The 17437-nt window shown below is 69.2% G+C and carries 3 protein-coding genes and 6 pseudogenes; all 9 read right to left on the bottom strand.

The annotated features are described in order from the left end of the window. Positions 1-38: 38 nt before the first annotated feature. Complete coding sequence (locus RV986_RS02385; RefSeq protein WP_475915773.1) at positions 39-1265, bottom strand: LLM class flavin-dependent oxidoreductase; 1227 nt, start codon at positions 1263-1265, stop codon at positions 39-41. A 79-nt stretch (positions 1266-1344) separates the two neighbouring features. Further along, positions 1345-2100, bottom strand: coding sequence for an arylamine N-acetyltransferase family protein (locus RV986_RS02390; protein WP_475915774.1), 756 nt, complete (start codon positions 2098-2100; stop codon positions 1345-1347). A gap of 78 nt (positions 2101-2178) precedes the next feature. Beyond that, on the bottom strand, positions 2179-2781 hold the full coding sequence (locus tag RV986_RS02395; protein ID WP_475924160.1) for an acyl carrier protein: 603 nt from the start codon (positions 2779-2781) through the stop codon (positions 2179-2181). 51 nt (positions 2782-2832) lie between these two features. Further along, positions 2833-3357, bottom strand: a pseudogene (locus RV986_RS02400) (SDR family NAD(P)-dependent oxidoreductase); the annotation flags it as partial. Between the two features lie 99 nt (positions 3358-3456). Then, positions 3457-3987, bottom strand: a pseudogene (locus RV986_RS02405) (SpnB-like Rossmann fold domain-containing protein); the annotation flags it as partial. Further along, positions 3967-4512 (bottom strand): annotated as a pseudogene (locus tag RV986_RS02410) (polyketide synthase dehydratase domain-containing protein); the annotation flags it as partial. The pseudogenes RV986_RS02405 and RV986_RS02410, both read right to left, overlap by 21 nt. Then, positions 4498-4971 (bottom strand): annotated as a pseudogene (locus RV986_RS02415) (polyketide synthase dehydratase domain-containing protein); the annotation flags it as partial. The pseudogenes RV986_RS02410 and RV986_RS02415, both read right to left, overlap by 15 nt. Continuing rightward, positions 4945-5864: pseudogene (locus RV986_RS02420) on the bottom strand (acyltransferase domain-containing protein); the annotation flags it as partial. The pseudogenes RV986_RS02420 and RV986_RS02415, both read right to left, overlap by 27 nt. Positions 5865-5969: 105 nt before the next feature. Then, positions 5970-17422, bottom strand: a pseudogene (locus RV986_RS02425) (SDR family NAD(P)-dependent oxidoreductase); the annotation flags it as partial. Positions 17423-17437 lie beyond the last annotated feature (15 nt).

A 17437-nucleotide genomic window follows, 5' to 3' on the forward strand; every position in this document is an offset into this window, starting at 1 on the left:
TTATGTGATGCTCTGCCAGGTCTGGGCTGTCCGGGCTGTCAGCTCGGGCTGCGGGCGGGGATGATGTAGTCGGGGTCGGCCGTCCGTGGCGGCTCGCGCCGGGCCATGGCGGCATCGATGGCGGGCTGGAGCCGGGCCGTCTTGCGCCGTTCGGCGGCCTCATGACGCTCCTTGAACTCGGGCATCACCTCGTTCGCGAAGAGTTCCAGCGACTCGCAGATGTGCTCGTGACGGGTTCCGCCGCCCTGGACGAGGAAGATTGCCTGGTCCAGTCCGGCTTCCTCGTGCAGCCGCAGGAAGTCGCGTATCTGCCGCGGAGTGCCCACCGCGCCCCGGGCCGGATTGCCCAACGGCATGCCGGGTCTGCCGAAGGAGGAGCGGCCCATGCCGTACCGGTCACGGTCGCGCTGGAAGGTCTCCCACAGCCGGGTGCGGCCCGGTGCGGCGGTGCCGAAGCCGGCGTAGAAGCCGAGGCCGAAGTTGAAGAACTGGACGCCGTCGGCGCCGCGTTCCACCGCTGTGGTCTCGTCCTGGTGGCAGAACATCGGAATGGTCGCGGCGATCTGTGCGTTGACCGCGAACCCGGCGGGCACGCAGTCCGCGGACTCGATGCCCGAGTAGTAGGCGTCGACCCATTTCTTGGTCTCCGCCGGTCCGAAGAAGGAGAAGTTCAGCGCGCCGAGACCCTTGGCGGCCGCGATGCGGATCGCGTCACGGTTCCCGCAGGCCATCCACATCGGGGGATGGGGCTTCTGCCGTGGCTTGGGCAGCACATTGCGGATCGGGGCCGAGACGTACTTCCCCTCGTACCCGGCGAAGGGCTCCTCCACGAACATCCGGGCGACGGCCTCCAACGCCTCCGCCCACTGGTCCCGCTTGACGGAACGCTCCACCCCGAACCCGTCCAGCTCGGTGGGGGTGGTGGACTCGCCGGTGCCGAACTCCACGCGCCCGTTCGAGAGCAGATCCAGCGTGGCGATCCGCTCGGCGATCCGTGCCGTCGGGTTGAACGCCGGGGGCATCAGAGCGACCGCGTGGCCGATGCGGATACGGCTGGTGCGCTGACTGACCGCGCCGAGGAACACCTCCGGCCCGGACATGTGCGAGTACTCCTCCAGGAAGTGGTGCTCAGGACACCACACATGGTCGAAGCCCAGCCGGTCGGCCAGCTCGATCTCCTCCAACATCTCGCCGAACAGGCGGTGTTCGGAGTCCTGAGTCCAGGGACGGGGTAGCTGGGCCCCGTACAGCAAACCGAATTTCATGGCGCATCACCCTCATCTGCTGGTCGTCGACCACGGTCGGGACACGGTGTCGGAGCGGGGACGGGCAGCACCGGTTCGGTCAGTCGCGACCGTCCCAGTACGTGTCGAGCACCTGGGCGCGTTGGTCCGGATCGACGAGGAGGGTGACCTTCTCATGGCCGTCCTCCACGACTGTGAACATGTTGTTGGTGAGGAAGACCTGTCCCTTGTCGATGGCCCGCCTGCGCCGGCGCATCGCCGCGAGGATGGCCGGGCCGTTGCCGTCCCCGACGCCAACCCAGGCGTCATAGGTCCTGGGCTCGGTGGTGAAGCGGTAGGTGGTGCGCCAGTCGCGCTCCAGGGTCTTGGCCTGGAGCACGAGGTAGCCGTCCCGCCGGATCAGCCGGAACGCGCAGCCGTACTGCCACTGCACCTCCTCGGACAGGCGCAGCGGCTCGGTGAAGCAGAGACCGGCATGCCCCACGTCGGCCAGCCACTCCTGCCCCTCGACACGGACGAGCATCAGCATGTGCTCGGGGTCGGGAGCGAAGGTGTCGCCGGGCAGATATGTACCGCCGCTGATGACGTCCAGGTCATAGCCCAGTTCGCGCAGCAGCCGGGCGAACAGGGTGTTGAGCTCCAGACACATACCACCGGCGCCGGTCGGCACGATGGCTTCGAAGGCCTTGTCGATGTCGATGTCCGCCATGTTCTCCGCGCTGAGGCGGTGTGTGTGGGCGGTGTCGTAGGGGACCGCCCTCAGGTGACTTCGGTGCAGCTGCCGCAGGTTCGGCAGGGTTGGGGCGGGCTGCTGGGAGAACCCCAGGTGCGCCAGGTACGTGTCCGTGCTGAACATGTGCGATCCCTTTCTTGCCGCTTCGGTCGGTGCCGGCCGCGCTGAACCGGGCGGGCTGGGCCTGATGCGCTGTGCGGCTCACTCCCGGGCGGCTCCGGGGGCGGCGTTCGCGTCGGCGTTCGCGTCGGCTTTCTCCAGCTCGTCCCGGAGTTGCCGGGCGAGCATCCGGAGGGTCGGATGGTCGAAGACGAACGTGGGAGGCAGCCGCAGTGCGGTGCGCTTGGCCAGGCGGTCCCGCAGTTCCACCGCCATCAGGGAGTCCAGACCGATCTCGGTGAACAGCACATCGGGATCGAGAGTGGCGGCCGTCGAGTGTCCCAGGACCTGGGAGGCCTCCCGCTGGACCATTTCAAGCAGGATCACCTCCTGCTCCGCCGAACTCGCCCCGACCAGCCGACCGGTCACCAGGCTCTGGTCCGCCGTGGCCCGAGCGGCTCGCCGGACCGGCGGCACCAGCTTGTGCAGCAGCGGCTGGACCGGCCCGGTGGCGGCTTGCGCCCGCAGCGCGCCGAGGTCCAGCTTCATCGGCAGCACCACCGGTTCGTTCATACGCAGGGCGATGTCGAACAGTTCCATGCCCTCGGCCGAGGACAAGGGAGCCACACCGCCGCGTGTCATCCGGTGCTGCTCGGTGTCGCCGAGACGGCCGGTCATCCCCGTGCCGGCGGCCTGCTGCCACATCCCCCAGGCCAGGGACACGGCGGGCAGCCCCTGGGCCCGACGCTGGTGGGCCAGCGCGTCGAGGTAGGCGTTGGCAGCGGCGTAGTTGCCCTGCCCCGCGTTGCCGAGAATCCCGGCGGCGGAGGAGAAGAGAACGAAGGCGGACAGGTCCAGGTCGCGGGTCAGCTCGTGCAGATGGAACGCGCCGTCCACCTTCGGCCGGAACACCACGTCCATCCGCTCCGGCGTCAACCCCGCCAGCACACCGTCACCCAGAACACCCGCCATGTGCACCACCGCCGTCAACGGAGCATCCACCGGAATCCCGTCCAACAGCCCGGCCACCGCCTCCCGGTCCCCCACATCACAGGCCACAACCCGCACCCGCGCACCCACCCCCACCAACTCCGCCTCCAACTCGGCAGCACCAGCAGCCCGAGGCCCACCCCGACTCACCAACACCAGATCCCGCACCCCATGCACCATCACCAGATGCCGAGCCACCACCCCGCCCAACGCACCCGTACCACCAGTCACCAACACCGTCCCACCAGGCCTCAAACCACCCACCCCGGCACCGGCCTCAACCTCCGGCACCGACCCGGTACGGACGAGGTGCCGGGCGAAGCAGCTGGTGCCGCGCAAGGCCAGTTGGTGCTGGTCCCCGGCGAGCAGCGCGGACAGCAGTGTGGTCGGTATCGGCCCTCGATCGATGTCGAGAAGGAGAATCCGCCCGGGGTTCTCCGCTTGTGCGGCCCCCATCAGGCCCCATACCGCAGCCGAGGCGGGATCGACCCCATCGGTGCCCCGGACCGCGACGGCACCCCGCGTCACCACGACCAGCCGACTGGACGCCAGCGAGGGTTCGGCCAGCCACGCCTGTACGACGCGCAGCGCCCGCGAGGTCAGCTCCCGCACATCGGTCGCGTTGCCGTTGAGATCCAGCAGCAGCACATCCGCGGGCGAGGTCTCCGACGCCGTGGTCGGCGTCGTGGTCAGTGTCGTGGTCAGTGTCGTGGTCAGGCGGAGTACGTCCTCGGCGTCGGCCACCGGTATGGCTTCCGTGACTGTGCCGTCCGGCCGAACCGACAGTTCGTCCCAGGCGACGCGGAACATCCGGTCCGCCGTCGCCGTGGTGCCGAATTGCTCGGTGCTGACCGGACGGGACACCACCGAGCCCACCGAAGCCACCAACGCGCCGGTCTCGTCGGCCAGTTGCAGGGTCATCGTGTTCGGGCCGCTCGGTGTCACACGGACCCGCAGCGCCGAGGCCCCAGAGGCATGCAGCGCCACGTCTCGATAGGCGAACGGCAGCACCAGCTCCGCATCGGCTTCGTCACGTTCCTGGAAGGCGATGGTGTGCATGGCCGCGTCGAGGAGTGCCGGGTGAAGTCCGAAGGCCGCCGCCCGAGCCCGGTGCTCCTCCGGCAGGGCCACCTCCGCATACACAGCACCATCCGCACGCCAGACCGCCCGCACCCCCTGGAACACCGGCCCATACCTGTAACCAACACCCTCCAACGCATCGTAGAGACCTTCCACTTCAGCCGGGTCCACCGCCACCGCACCAGCCGGCGGCCACACCGACAACCCCACATCGGACGCAGGCACCTCCACAGGACACACCGTCCCCGAAGCATGCCGCACCCAGGACACACCCACAGCAGCACCCTCAGCCCGCGAATACACCCGCACCCCGCGCCGACCACCCTCCTCAACCCCCTGCACACACACCCGCAACTGCACCGCCACACCCTCCGCCAACACCAGCGGAGCCTCCATCACCAACTCCTCCACCCCACCGCACCCCACCTCATCACCAGCCCGCACCACCAGCTCCACAAACGCCGCCCCAGGCAGCAACACCACACCCGCCGCCACATGATCAGCCAGCCACGGATGCGACCGCAGCGACAAACGCGACGTGAACAACACCTCCCCCGACTCCGGCACCTCCGTCACCGCACCCAGCAACGGATGCCCGACCCCCACCAGCCCCGCCGACCCGACATCACCAACACCACTGCCCTCACCCACCAACCAATACCGCTCCCGCTGAAAGGCATACGTCGGCAAGTCGACCGAACCGGCACCCGTTCCGCCCAGCACAGTGGCCCAGTCCACGCGCACCCCACGCGTATGGCAGGTGGCCAGCGCCGTGACAATCGCCCGGGTCTCATCACCCTCCCGCCGCAGAGCCGGCACGAACACCGCCTGACCACCGTCACCGTCACCGTCACCGTCCAGGCACTCCCGGCCCATCGCCGACAACGTGCCATCCGGACCCAACTCCAAAAACGTCTCCACCCCATACCCCGCCAGAGCCCGCACCCCATCCGCGAACCGCACCGCCGACCGCACATGCCCCACCCAATACTCCGGCGAACACAGCCGCTCAACATCCGCCAGCTCCCCCGTCACACCCGACACCACCGCAATCCCCGGCACCCCGAACGACAACCCCTCCACCACCCCCCGAAAATCCGCCAGCATCGGCTCCATCCGCACCGAATGAAACGCATGCGACACCGCCAACCGCCGCGTCCTGAAACCCCGCCCCGCCAACACCCCCGCCACACCCAGCACCGGCCCCTCATCACCGGACAGCACCACCGCCCCAGGACCATTCACCGCCGCAATATCCACCCCCTCCACCAACAACGGCCGCACCACCACCTCACCCGCCCCAACCGCCACCATCACCCCACCCCCGGCAACGCCTCCATCAACCGACCCCGCGCCGCCACCAACACCGCCGCATCCCCCAACGACAACACACCCGCCACATGCGCCGCCGTCACCTCACCCACCGAATGCCCACCCACCACATCCGGCACCACACCCCACGACTCCACCAAACGAAACAACGCCGTCTCCAACGCAAACAAACCCGCCTGCGCAAACACCGTCCGCCCCAACAACCTCCCACCCCCAAACACCACATCCCGCACCGAACCCAAGCCCGAGCCCAGTTCAGCGTCCGCCGAACCCGAGCCCAGCCCAGCACCCGCCGAACCCAACCCCAGCTCAGCGTCCAACACCCCACACACCGCATCGAACGCATCCCGGAACACCGGAAACACCTCATACAACTCACGGCCCATCCCCGCCCGCTGAGACCCCTGACCGGCAAACAACACCCCCAGCCGGCCACGCCTCACCGAACCCGACACCACACCCCCCACCACCTCACCCCGCACCACCGCACCCAACCCCGCCAACGCCTCACCCCGATCCCCCGCCACCACCACCGCACGATCCGACAACCCCGCACGACCCACACCCAACGCAACACCCAACTCACTCAGGTCGAGCTGCGGTTCGTTCAGGAGGAAGGACTGGAGTCGCTGTGCCTGGGCCCGCAGGGCCGCGTCACCACGCCCCGACACCACCAGCGGCACAGGAACGCCCTTCGGCCACGGCATTACCGGCTCGGTCGATTCGGCCGCCATCGGCGCCGCCTGCTCCAGGATGACGTGGGCGTTGGTGCCGCTGACCCCGAACGCCGACACCCCGGCCCGCCGCGGACGGTCCGCCTCCGGCCACGGCTGCTCCTCGGTCAACAACTCCACCGCACCCGCCGACCAGTCCACCTGCGGCGTCGGCTCATCCACATGCAATGTCCGCGGCAACACCCCATGCCGCAACGCCATCACCATCTTGATCACGCCCGCCACACCCGCAGCCGCCTGCGCATGACCGATGTTGGACTTGAGCGAACCGAGCCACAACGGACGATCCTCCGGCCGCCCCTGACCGTATGTCGCCAGCAGGGCCTGCGCCTCGATCGGATCACCCAACGCCGTACCCGTACCATGCGCCTCGACCACATCCACCTCGGACGCAGCAACACGCGCGTTCGCCAGCGCCTGCCGGATGACACGCTGCTGCGACGGACCATTCGGCGCCGTCAGACCATTCGACGCACCATCCTGATTCACCGCACTACCCCGCACCACCGCCAACACCCGATGACCGAGCCGCTCCGCATCCGACAACCGCTCCAGAGCCAGTACGCCCACGCCTTCGGCCCAGCCCGTGCCGTCGGCCGAAGCGTCGAAGGACTTGCACCGGCCGTCGATCGACATGCCGCGTTGCCGCGAGAAGGCGATGAAGATGCCGGGAGTGGGCATCACGGTGACCCCACCGGCCAGCGCCATCGAGCACTCCCCCGACCGCAACGCCTGCGCCGCAAGATGCAACGCCACCAGAGACGAGGAACACGCCGTGTCCACCGCGACCGACGGGCCCTCGAAGCCGAGCGCGTAGGACACCCGCCCCGACAGCACGCTCGCCGAGGCGCCGAGGCCCAGCATGCCTTCCAGTTCGGCAGGCACCGGCTCCACGCCGGACCCGTAGTTGTGGTAGGTCACCCCGGAGAAGACGCCTACGTCCTTGCCTCGCAGAGTGGTCGGGTCGATCCCGGCATGTTCCAACGCCTCCCACGAGGTCTCCAGCATCAGACGCTGCTGCGGATCCACGGCCAGCGCCTCACGGGGGGAGATCCCGAAGAAGCCCGCGTCGAACTCTCCGGCGTCGTGCAGGAATCCGCCTTGTTGCGCGTAGCTGGTGCCGGCGTGGTCGGGGTCCGGGTGGAACAGCTTCTCCAGGTCCCAGCCGCGGTTCACCGGGAAGTCACTGATTCCGTCCCGTCCCTGGATGACCAGGTCCCATAGTTCTTGCGGCGTGGACACTCCGCCCGGCAGCCGGCACGCCATGCCCACGATCGCGATCGGTTCGGTCGACACCGGCTCCGTCGACACCTCGGCCGGGTTCGTCGTGTCCCCGATCTCCCCGGCGTCTCCGATGAGCTCGTCACGAAGGAAGGCGGCGAGGATCAGGGGCGTGGGGTAGTCGAAGAGCAGGGTGGTCGGCAGCGTCCGGTCGGTGAGTGCGTTGAGGCGGTTCCGCAGTTGCACCGCGGTGACTGAGTCGAACCCGATCTGGTTGAACGCCATGTCCGGTTCGATGTCCTCGAACGAGGAGTGGCCCAGAACGCCTGCGGTCTCCTGACGGACGGTCTCCAGCAGGATGCGTTCCTGCTCCGGCGCGGACTGCCCACGAAGGCGAGCGGTCAACGCGTCCGTCAGGGCGGGTAGTTCTGCCATGGCCAGGAGCTGGTCATCGACGGAGCCCGCATCGGCGGGAGCAGCGTTCTTGAGCCAGTAGTGCTGGTGTTGGAAGGCATACGTGGGCAACTCCCACCCGGTACCCCCGGCATGCCCGGGAACCCCGCCCAACACAGCCGCCCAGTCCACCGGAACACCACGCACATACATCTCCGCCAGCGACGTATACACCCGCCGCAACCCACCCTCACCCCGCCGCAACGTCCCACCCACCACAACCGGCCCCACACCCGCCCGCTCAGCCACCGCCTCCACACTCATCGCCAACACCGGATGCGCACTCACCTCAACAAACGCCCCGAACCCCTCACCCACCAACCGCTCCACCGACTCACCAAAACGCACCCTGCCCCGCAGATTCCGATACCAATACCCGCCATCCAACTCCGCCGTGTCCACCCACCCCGCCTCCACCGTGGAGAAAAACGGAACACGAGAAGACACCGGCCTGACATCCGACAGGACCCGGGCCAGCTCCTCCTCAACCGCCTCCACCTGCACAGTGTGCGAGGCATAATCCACCTCTACCCGACGGGCCCGCACCCCCGCCGCCTCACACCCCGCCACCAACTCATCCAACGCAGCCCGCTCACCCGCCACCACCACCGACAACGGCCCGTTCACCGCCGCCACCTCAACACGACCCGGCCACCCCCCCAACCAGCCGCTCCGCCTCCGCCAGCCCCCCCCCCAACGCCCCCACCCCCCCCCCACCCGCCAACCCCGCCGCAATCACCCCACTGCGCAACACCACCACCCGCGCCGCATCCTCCAACGACAACCCACCCGCCACACACGCCGCCGCAATCTCCCCCTGCGAATGACCCACCACCGCACCCGGCACCACACCCGCCGCCACCCACACCCGCGCCAAACACACCATCACCGCAAACGACACCACCTGCACCACATCAACCCGCCCCCACACCCCCCCACCCAACACACCCGGCACACCATCCGACACACCGCCCGGCACACCGCCCGGCACATCCGGCACACCACGCACCACATCCAGCAACGACCAACCCGTCAGCGGATCCAACACCCCCGCACACTCACGCATCCCCTCCGCAAACACCGGACACGACCCCAACAACTCCGCACCCATCCCCACCCACTGCGCCCCCTGACCAGGAAAAACAAACACCACACGACCCGACACACCCACCCGGCCCACCACCTGGCCACCGCCCTCCACCACCGCAGCCAGACCCCCCAACACCTCACCCCGGTCCCCCGCCACCACCACCGCACGATCCGACAACCCCGCACGCGACACCGCCAGAGAACACGCCAGGCCACCCAGATCCAGATCCGGCCGCCCTTCCACAAAACGCAGCAACCGCCCCGCCTGCCCCCGCAGCCCCGCCCCACCAGACCCCGACACCACCAACGGCACCACCGACGACACCGACGACACCGACGGCTGCGAAACCACACTCCCCGCTTGCTCCGGGACCTGCACCGGGGCCTGCTCCAAGACCACGTGAGCGTTCGTCCCGCTCACCCCGAACCCCGACACCCCAGCCCGCCGCGGACGCCCCACCTCCGGCCACGGCTGCTCCTCTGTCAGCAACTCCACCGCACCCGCCGACCAGTCCACCTGCGGAGTGGGAGCGTCGACATGCAATGTCCGCGGCAACACCCCATGCCGCAACGCCATCACCATCTTGATCACACCCGCCACACCCGCAGCCGCCTGCGCATGACCGATGTTCGACTTCAACGACCCCAACCACAGCGGGCGGCCCTCAGGCCGGCCCTGGCCATACGTCGCCAACAACGCCTGCGCCTCGATCGGATCGCCCAACGCCGTACCCGTACCATGCGCCTCGACCACATCCACCTCGGACGCAGCAACACCCGCATTCGCCAGCGCCTGCCGAATAACCCGCTGCTGCGACGGACCATTCGGCGCCGTCAGACCATTCGACGCACCATCCTGATTCACCGCACTACCCCGCACCACCGCCAACACCCGATGACCGAGCCGCTCCGCATCCGACAACCGCTCCACCAACAGCACACCCGCACCCTCGGAGAAGCCGGTACCGTCCGCCGCGGCCGCGAACGCCTTGCAGCGGCCGTCTTCGGCCATGCCGCGCTGTCGCGAGAAGCCGACGAAGATGCCGGGGTTGGACATGACGGTCACGCCTCCGGCCAGCGCCATCGAGCACTCCCCCAACCGCAGCGCCTGCACGGCAAGATGCAGCGCCACCAGCGACGAGGAGCACGCCGTGTCCACCGCGACCGACGGACCCTCGAAGCCGAGCGCGTAGGACACCCGCCCCGACAGCACGCTCGCAGAAGTGCCCGTGCCCATGACGGCCTCAAGTTCCTCAGGGACCCGCGCTCCGGAGCCGTAGCTGTGGTAGGTCACTCCGGAGAAGACACCGATGTCCTTGCCGCGTAGAGTCGTCGGGTCGATGCCGGCGCGCTCGAAGACCTCCCATGATGTCTCCAGCATGATCCGTTGCTGCGGATCCATCGCCAAGGCCTCACGCGGCGAGATACCGAAGAACCCCGCGTCGAACTTCCCCGCGTCGTACAGGAAGCCGCCCTGCCGTGCGTAACTCGTCCCGGGGTGGTCCGGGTCGGGGTCGAAGAGGTTGTCCAGGTCCCAGCCACGGTCCTCCGGGAACCCGCCAATCGCGTCGCCGTCGGCTGTCACCAGCTCCCACAGCTCCTCCGGCGTGGTCACGCCGCCCGGCAGCCGGCACGCCATCCCCACGATCGCGATCGGCTCCGACAGCCCGCGGCGTATGTCGGCGTTCTCCTGCTCAAGCCGCTCGTTCTCCATGAGCGTGACACGCAGCGCTTCGACGACCTTCGCTTCGGGAGTGCTCATCCCGGCCTCCGCATTCCGAACCGACATTACTTCCCGGCCTTGCTCATGGCTCGTTGCACCAGACTGTCGACGTCCATATCGGCGATCGCGGCGGCCGGTTGCCCGTCCGCCGGTTCGCCCCCTTCGGCTTCCTGGACCAGCGCCATGAGGGTGTCCAGGACGCCCAGTTCCTGGAAGCGACTCAGCGGTGTCCTGGCCAGCGCGCGCCGGAGCTCTTCCTCGCTGCCGGAAAAATGGCCGGTGGGGCGCGACTCGGCGGGAGCGGCGTCCGGGCAGAGCTTCGTCCGCAGGTGGTACATGAGGGCAGTGGGCGTCGGATAGTCGAAGACGAGCGTGGCCGGCAGGCGTACTCCGGTGTGGTTGACCAGCCGGTTCCGCAGTTCCACAGCGGTGAGGGAGTCGAAGCCGATCTCGTTGAACGCCAGGTCCGGTCCGATGGCATGGGCGGAGACGTGACCCAGTACCCGTGCGGCTTCCCGGCGGACCAGGTCGAGCAGGATCTGCTCCTGTTCCTCCGGCGTGGCCCTGGTCAGGCGCTGGGTGAAGGCGTCCGCGTCGGCGGCGGTCCCCGCCGTCCGCCGGCCCTGCCGTACCAGGCCGCGGAGCAACGGTGGCACCGTCCCGGTGGCGGCCTGGGCCCGCAGCGCGTCGAAGTCGAGCTTCATGGGCAGCAGCACCGGCTGGGGCATGTGCAGCGCGGTGTCGAACAGTTCCCCGCCTTCGCTCTCCGACAGCCCGGTCACTCCCCCACGCGCCATGCGCTGCTGGTCGGCGTCGGTGAGGTGGCCGGTCAGCCCGACCCCCGCGCCTTGTGCCCACAGCCCCCAGGCCAGGGAGACGCCGGGGAGTCCCTGGGCGCGGCGTTGATGGGCCAGCGCGTCCAGGAAGGCGTTGGCCGCCACGTAGCTTCCCTGCCCTGAGCTGCCCAACGTCCCAGCGGCCGAGGAGAACAGGACGAAGGCCGACAGGTCCAGGTGCCGGGTCAGCTCGTGCAAGTGGAGTGCGGCGTCCGCCTTCGGGGCGAAGACGGTGTCCAGCCGCTCCCTGGTGAGTGCGGTGATCACGCCGTCGTCCAAGGCGCCGGCGCTGTGCACCACGGCGGTCAGCGGTGCGTCCGCCGGCAGGGTGGACAGTAGCGCGGCCAGGGCGTCGCGGTCTGCCACGTCGCAGGCGGCGATCCGTACCCGTGCGCCGAGTGCGGTCAGTTCCCGCTCCAGTTCGGCCGCACCGTCGGCCTGGCGTCCGCTTCGGCTCGTCAGAAGCAGGTTCCGTACGCCGTGCTCGGTCACGAGGCGTCGGGCGGCCACCTTGCCCAGGGATCCGGTGCCGCCCGTGATGAGGACGGTGCCCTCCGGGTCCGGCCGGCGTGGCAGGGTGAACACGTTCTTGCCGATGTGCTGCGCCTGGCTCATGAAGCGGAAGGCGGCCGGAGCGCGCCGGATGTCCCATACGGTGATCGGCGGCGGGGTCAGCACCCCCTTCTCGAAGAGGTCGAGCAGTTCGGTCAGCATCTCCTGGATGCGCTCTCCGCCCGCGTTGGCCAGGTCGAACGCCCGGTAGGCCACGCCTGGGTGACGGGCGCTCACCTCTTCGGCGTCGCGGATGTCGTTCTTGCCCATCTCGATGAAGCGGCCGCCGCTGCCCAGCAGCCGCAGTGAGGCGTCCACGAAGTCACCGGCGAGGGCGTCCAGCACCACGTCGAAGCCGCGGCCTCCGGTCATGTCGAGGAACTGTTGCTCGAACTCCAGCGTCCGGGAGTTGGCCAGCCGTCCGTCCGGGACACCGGCGGCGCGTGCCGCGTCCCACTTGGCCGGGCTCGCCGTGCCGTAGACCTCCGCGCCCCAGTGCCGGGCCAGTTGTACCGCGGCCATGCCGACACCACCGGCGGCGGCATGGATCAGCACCGACTCCCCGTGCTCCAGCCGTGCCAGGTCGCGCAGCCCGAAGTAGGCGGTGAGGAACACGCACGGAACCGCGGCCGCCTGCTCGAAGGACCACCCCTGCGGCATGCGTACGAGAGTGAGGCAGTCGGCGACGGCGATGGGGGCGCCCGCACCCTCGAAGAGCCCCATGACCCGGTCACCCGGGGCGAAGTGGGTGACACCCGGGCCGACCTCCGTGACCACGCCGGCGCCCTCGTTGCCGATGCTGGTCTCGCCGGGGTACATGCCCAGCGCCATCAGCACGTCGCGGAAGTTGAGTCCCGCGGCACGCGTCTCCACCCGGACGTGCCCCGGGGGCAGTGGCTCAAGCGCCCTGGGTGGTGACGGCAGGAGTGCCAGGCCCTCCAGTGTGCCCGGCGCGCGCGTGCCCAGCTGCCACGCCCGCTGCCCCTCCGGTGCCATCAGTGCCTCGTCGGCGGTCGCCCGGGTCAGTCGCCGCAGATGGCAGACACCTTCGCGCAGGGCGAGCTGTGGTTCGTCTGCGCCGAGCAGGGCGGGCAGGAGTGTGGGCAGAGCCTGGGTGGTGGCCGGTGCGCCGTCCAGGTCGAGGAGGAGAATCCGTCCGGCGTTCTCCGACTGCGCGGTGCTGACCAGTCCCCAGGCCGCGGCCACCACCGGGTCGACCGGATCGCCCTCCCGGACCCCTACGGCACCCCGGGTGAGCACCACCAGGCGTGAGTCCTCCAGCGCGGGTTCGTTGAGCCAGGCCTGAAGCACTTCCAACACCTGGCCGGTTAACTCACGGACACGGGCTACGTCGGTGTCATCACGTACGGCATCGTCGCGTACGGCGTCGTCACGTACGGCATCGTCACGTACGGCGTCGTCACGTACGGCGTCGCCGGTGCCGCCGATCTCGTACAGCAGCACCGCCGAGGTCCCGGTCGGCTCCGCCGCGTCGGGTTCGTGGGGTGCGTCTGCTCGGGAGGCCAACTGGCGTATGTCCTCTGCCTTGTGCACGGTGACGGTGTCCCGTGGGGCGTCGGCGGCGGGGACCCTCAGTTCCTCCCAACCCACGACGAACATGTGGTCCGTCGGCGTCCGTACGGCGGCGTCCAGCAGGGCGGCCGACACGGGCCGTGACACCAACGACTCGACCACCGCGACCGCTGCCCCGCTCGGATCGGCCAGCCGAAGGCTCACTCCGTCCTTGCCCCGCGGCGCGATACGCACGCGCAGCGCCGAAGCGCCGGAAGCCTCCAGGGACACCCCTCGATAGGTGAACGGCAGTGTGGGCCCTGTCTGGCCATCGGCACGCTCGCGGAACGCGGTGGCGTGCAGGGCCGCGTCCAGCAGTGCGGGGTGCAGGCCGAACGCGGTGGCTTCGGCCGACAGTTCCTCGGGCAGGGCGACCTCCGCGTAGATCTCGTCGCCCCGCGTCCACGCCGCCCGCAGACCGCGGAAGGCCGGGCCGTATCCGTAACCGTTCGCCTCCAGCTCGTCGTAGACGCCGCGCACCCGTTCCTCCGGTACCGCCACCGCCCCGGCGGGCGGCCATCGCGTCAGGTCCGCGTCCAGCTCATCGGTGCCTTTGTGGGCGAGAGTTCCACTGACGTGGCGCGTCCAGGGCGTGTTCGAGCCGCCGTCCTGGCCACGTGAGTACACCGCCATCGGACGTCGGCCGGCATCGTCTGGTGCGCCCACACTCACCCGCACCTGCACACCGTCACGCTCGGGCAGGATGAGCGGTGCCTCAATGACGAGTTCCTCCACCACGCCGCACCCGATCTCGTCACCGGCACGCACCGCCAGCTCCACGAACGCCGCCCCGGGCAGCAGCACCCTGCCCGCCGCCACGTGGTCGGCCAGCCACGGATGCGACCGCAGCGACAGACGGGAAGTGAACAACAAGCCCCCCGACTCGGGCAGCTCCGTCACCGCACCCAGCAGCGGGTGGTCGGCCCGCGCGAGCCCCAACGCAGCCGCGTCGACCGTTCCCTGCCGCCCTTCCAGCCAGTAGTGCTGGTGTTGGAAGGCATACGTGGGCAACTCCCACCCGGTATCCCCAGCATGCCCGGGAACCCCGCCCAACACAGCCGCCCAGTCCACCGGAACACCACGCACATACATCTCCGCCAGCGACGTATACACCCGCCGCAACCCACCCTCACCCCGCCGCAACGTCCCACCCACCACAACCGGCCCCACACCCGCCCGCTCAGCCACCGCCTCCACACTCATCGCCAACACCGGATGCGCACTCACCTCAACAAACGCCCCGAACCCCTCACCCACCAACCGCTCCACCGACTCACCAAAACGCACCCTGCCCCGCAGATTCCGATACCAATACCCGCCATCCAACTCCGCCGTATCCACCCACCCCGCCTCCACCGTGGAGAAAAACGGAACACGAGAAGACACCGGCCTGACATCCGACAGGACCCGGGCCAGCTCCTCCTCAACCGCCTCCACCTGCACAGTGTGCGAGGCATAATCCACCTCTACCCGACGGGCCCGCACCCCCGCCGCCTCACACCCCGCCACCAACTCATCCAACGCAGCCCGCTCACCCGCCACCACCACCGACAACGGCCCGTTCACCGCCGCCACCTCAACACGACCCGGCCACCCCCCAACCAGCCGCTCCGCCTCAGCCAGCCCCACCCCCAACGACACCATCCCACCCCCACCCGACAACCCCGCCGCAATCACCCCACTGCGCAACACCACCACCCGCGCCGCATCCTCCAACGACAACCCACCCGCCACACACGCCGCCGCAATCTCCCCCTGCGAATGACCCACCACCGCACCCGGCACCACACCCGCCGCCACCCACACCCGCGCCAAACACACCATCACCGCAAACGACACCACCTGCACCACATCAACCCGCCCCCACACCCCCCACCCAACACACCCGGCACACCGGCCGGCACATCCGACACACCGCCCGGCACATCCGGCACACCACGCACCACATCCAGCAACGACCAACCCGTCAGCGGATCCAACACCCCCGCACACTCACGCATCCCCTCCGCAAACACCGGACACGACCCCAACAACTCCGCACCCATCCCCACCCACTGCGCCCCCTGACCAGGAAAAACAAACACCACCCGGCCCGACACACCCACCCGGCCCACCACCTGGCCACCGCCCTCCACCACCGCAGCCAGACCCCCCAACACCTCACCCCGGTCCCCCGCCACCACCACCGCACGATCCGACAACCCCGCACGACCCACACCCAACGCAACACCCAACTCCGCCACACCCACCCCAGGGTGACCCTCAACAAAATCCAGCAACCGCCGCGCCTGCGCCCGCAACGCACCTTCACCTCGTGCAGACACCAACAGAGGCACCACACCACCCGGAATCTCCAACGGCACCAGGGCGTCCTCCCCCGTCCGTTCCGGAGCCTGCTCCAAGATCACGTGAGCGTTCGTCCCGCTCACCCCGAACCCCGACACCCCAGCCCGCCGCGGACGCCCCACCTCCGGCCACACCCGCTGCTCCACCAGCAACTCCACCGCACCCGCCGACCAGTCCACCTGCGGCGACGGCTCATCCACATGCAACGTCCGCGGCAACACCCCATGCCGCAACGCCATCACCATCTTGATCACACCCGCCACACCCGCAGCCGCCTGCGCATGACCGATGTTCGACTTCAACGACCCCAACCACAGCGGGCGGCCCTCCGGCCGGCCCTGGCCATACGTCGCCAACAACGCCTGCGCCTCGATCGGGTCGCCCAGTGTGGTGCCCGTGCCGTGCCCCTCCACTGCATCCACATCGGAGGGTGCGAGGCGGGCAGCGTTCAACGCCTCAAGGATGACCCGCTGCTGGGACGGGCCGTTCGGCGCTGTCAGACCATTCGACGCACCGTCCTGATTCACCGCACTGCCCCGCACCACCGCCAACACCCGATGACCGAGCCGCTCCGCATCCGACAACCGCTCCAGCACCAGTACGCCCACGCCCTCGGCCCACCCGGTGCCGTCGGCCGCGGCCCCGTATGCCTTGCAGCGGCCGTCTTCGGCCATGCCGCGCTGTCGCGAGAAGCCGATGAAGACGCTGGGGGTGGACATGACGGTGGCGCCTCCGGCCAGCGCCATCGAGCACTCCCCCAACCGCAGGGCCTGTGCGGCCAGGTGCAAGCCCACCAGTGAAGAGGAGCATGCCGTGTCGATCGTCATTGCCGGGCCCTCGAATCCCAGCACGTAGGCGACCCGCCCGGTGAGCACGCTCGCCGAGCTGCCCGTCATCAGGTAGCCCTCGACCCCCTCGGGGACCGTGTCCACATTGGTGGCGTAGTCCTGGTTGAGGGTGCCGAAGTAGACACCGACGTCCATACCCCGCAGCGTCGTCGGGTCGATCCCGGCCCGCTCCAACGCCTCCCACGACGTCTCCAACAGCAACCTCTGCTGCGGATCCATCGCCAACGCCTCACGCGGCGAAATACCGAAGAACTCCGCGTCGAACTCCCCCGCGTCATAAAGGAATCCGCCCTCGCGGACATAGCTGGTGCCGGGGTTGTCCGGGTCCGGATCGAAGAGGTTGTCCAGGTCCCAGCCACGGTTCTCCGGGAACACACCGACCGCGTCACCGCCGGCCGCCACCAGCTCCCACAGCTCCTCAGGTGTGGTCACGCCGCCCGGCAGCCGGCACGCCATCCCCACGATCGCGATCGGCTCCGACTGTTCGGCCTCGATCTCGGTGAGCCGCTGCCGTGCCTGGTGCAAGTCGGCGGTCACCCGCTTGAGGTATCGGACCAGCTTCTCTTCGTTGTCCACCGGAAGTCA

The sequence above is a fragment of the Streptomyces sp. RLA012 genome (assembly GCF_056270325.1).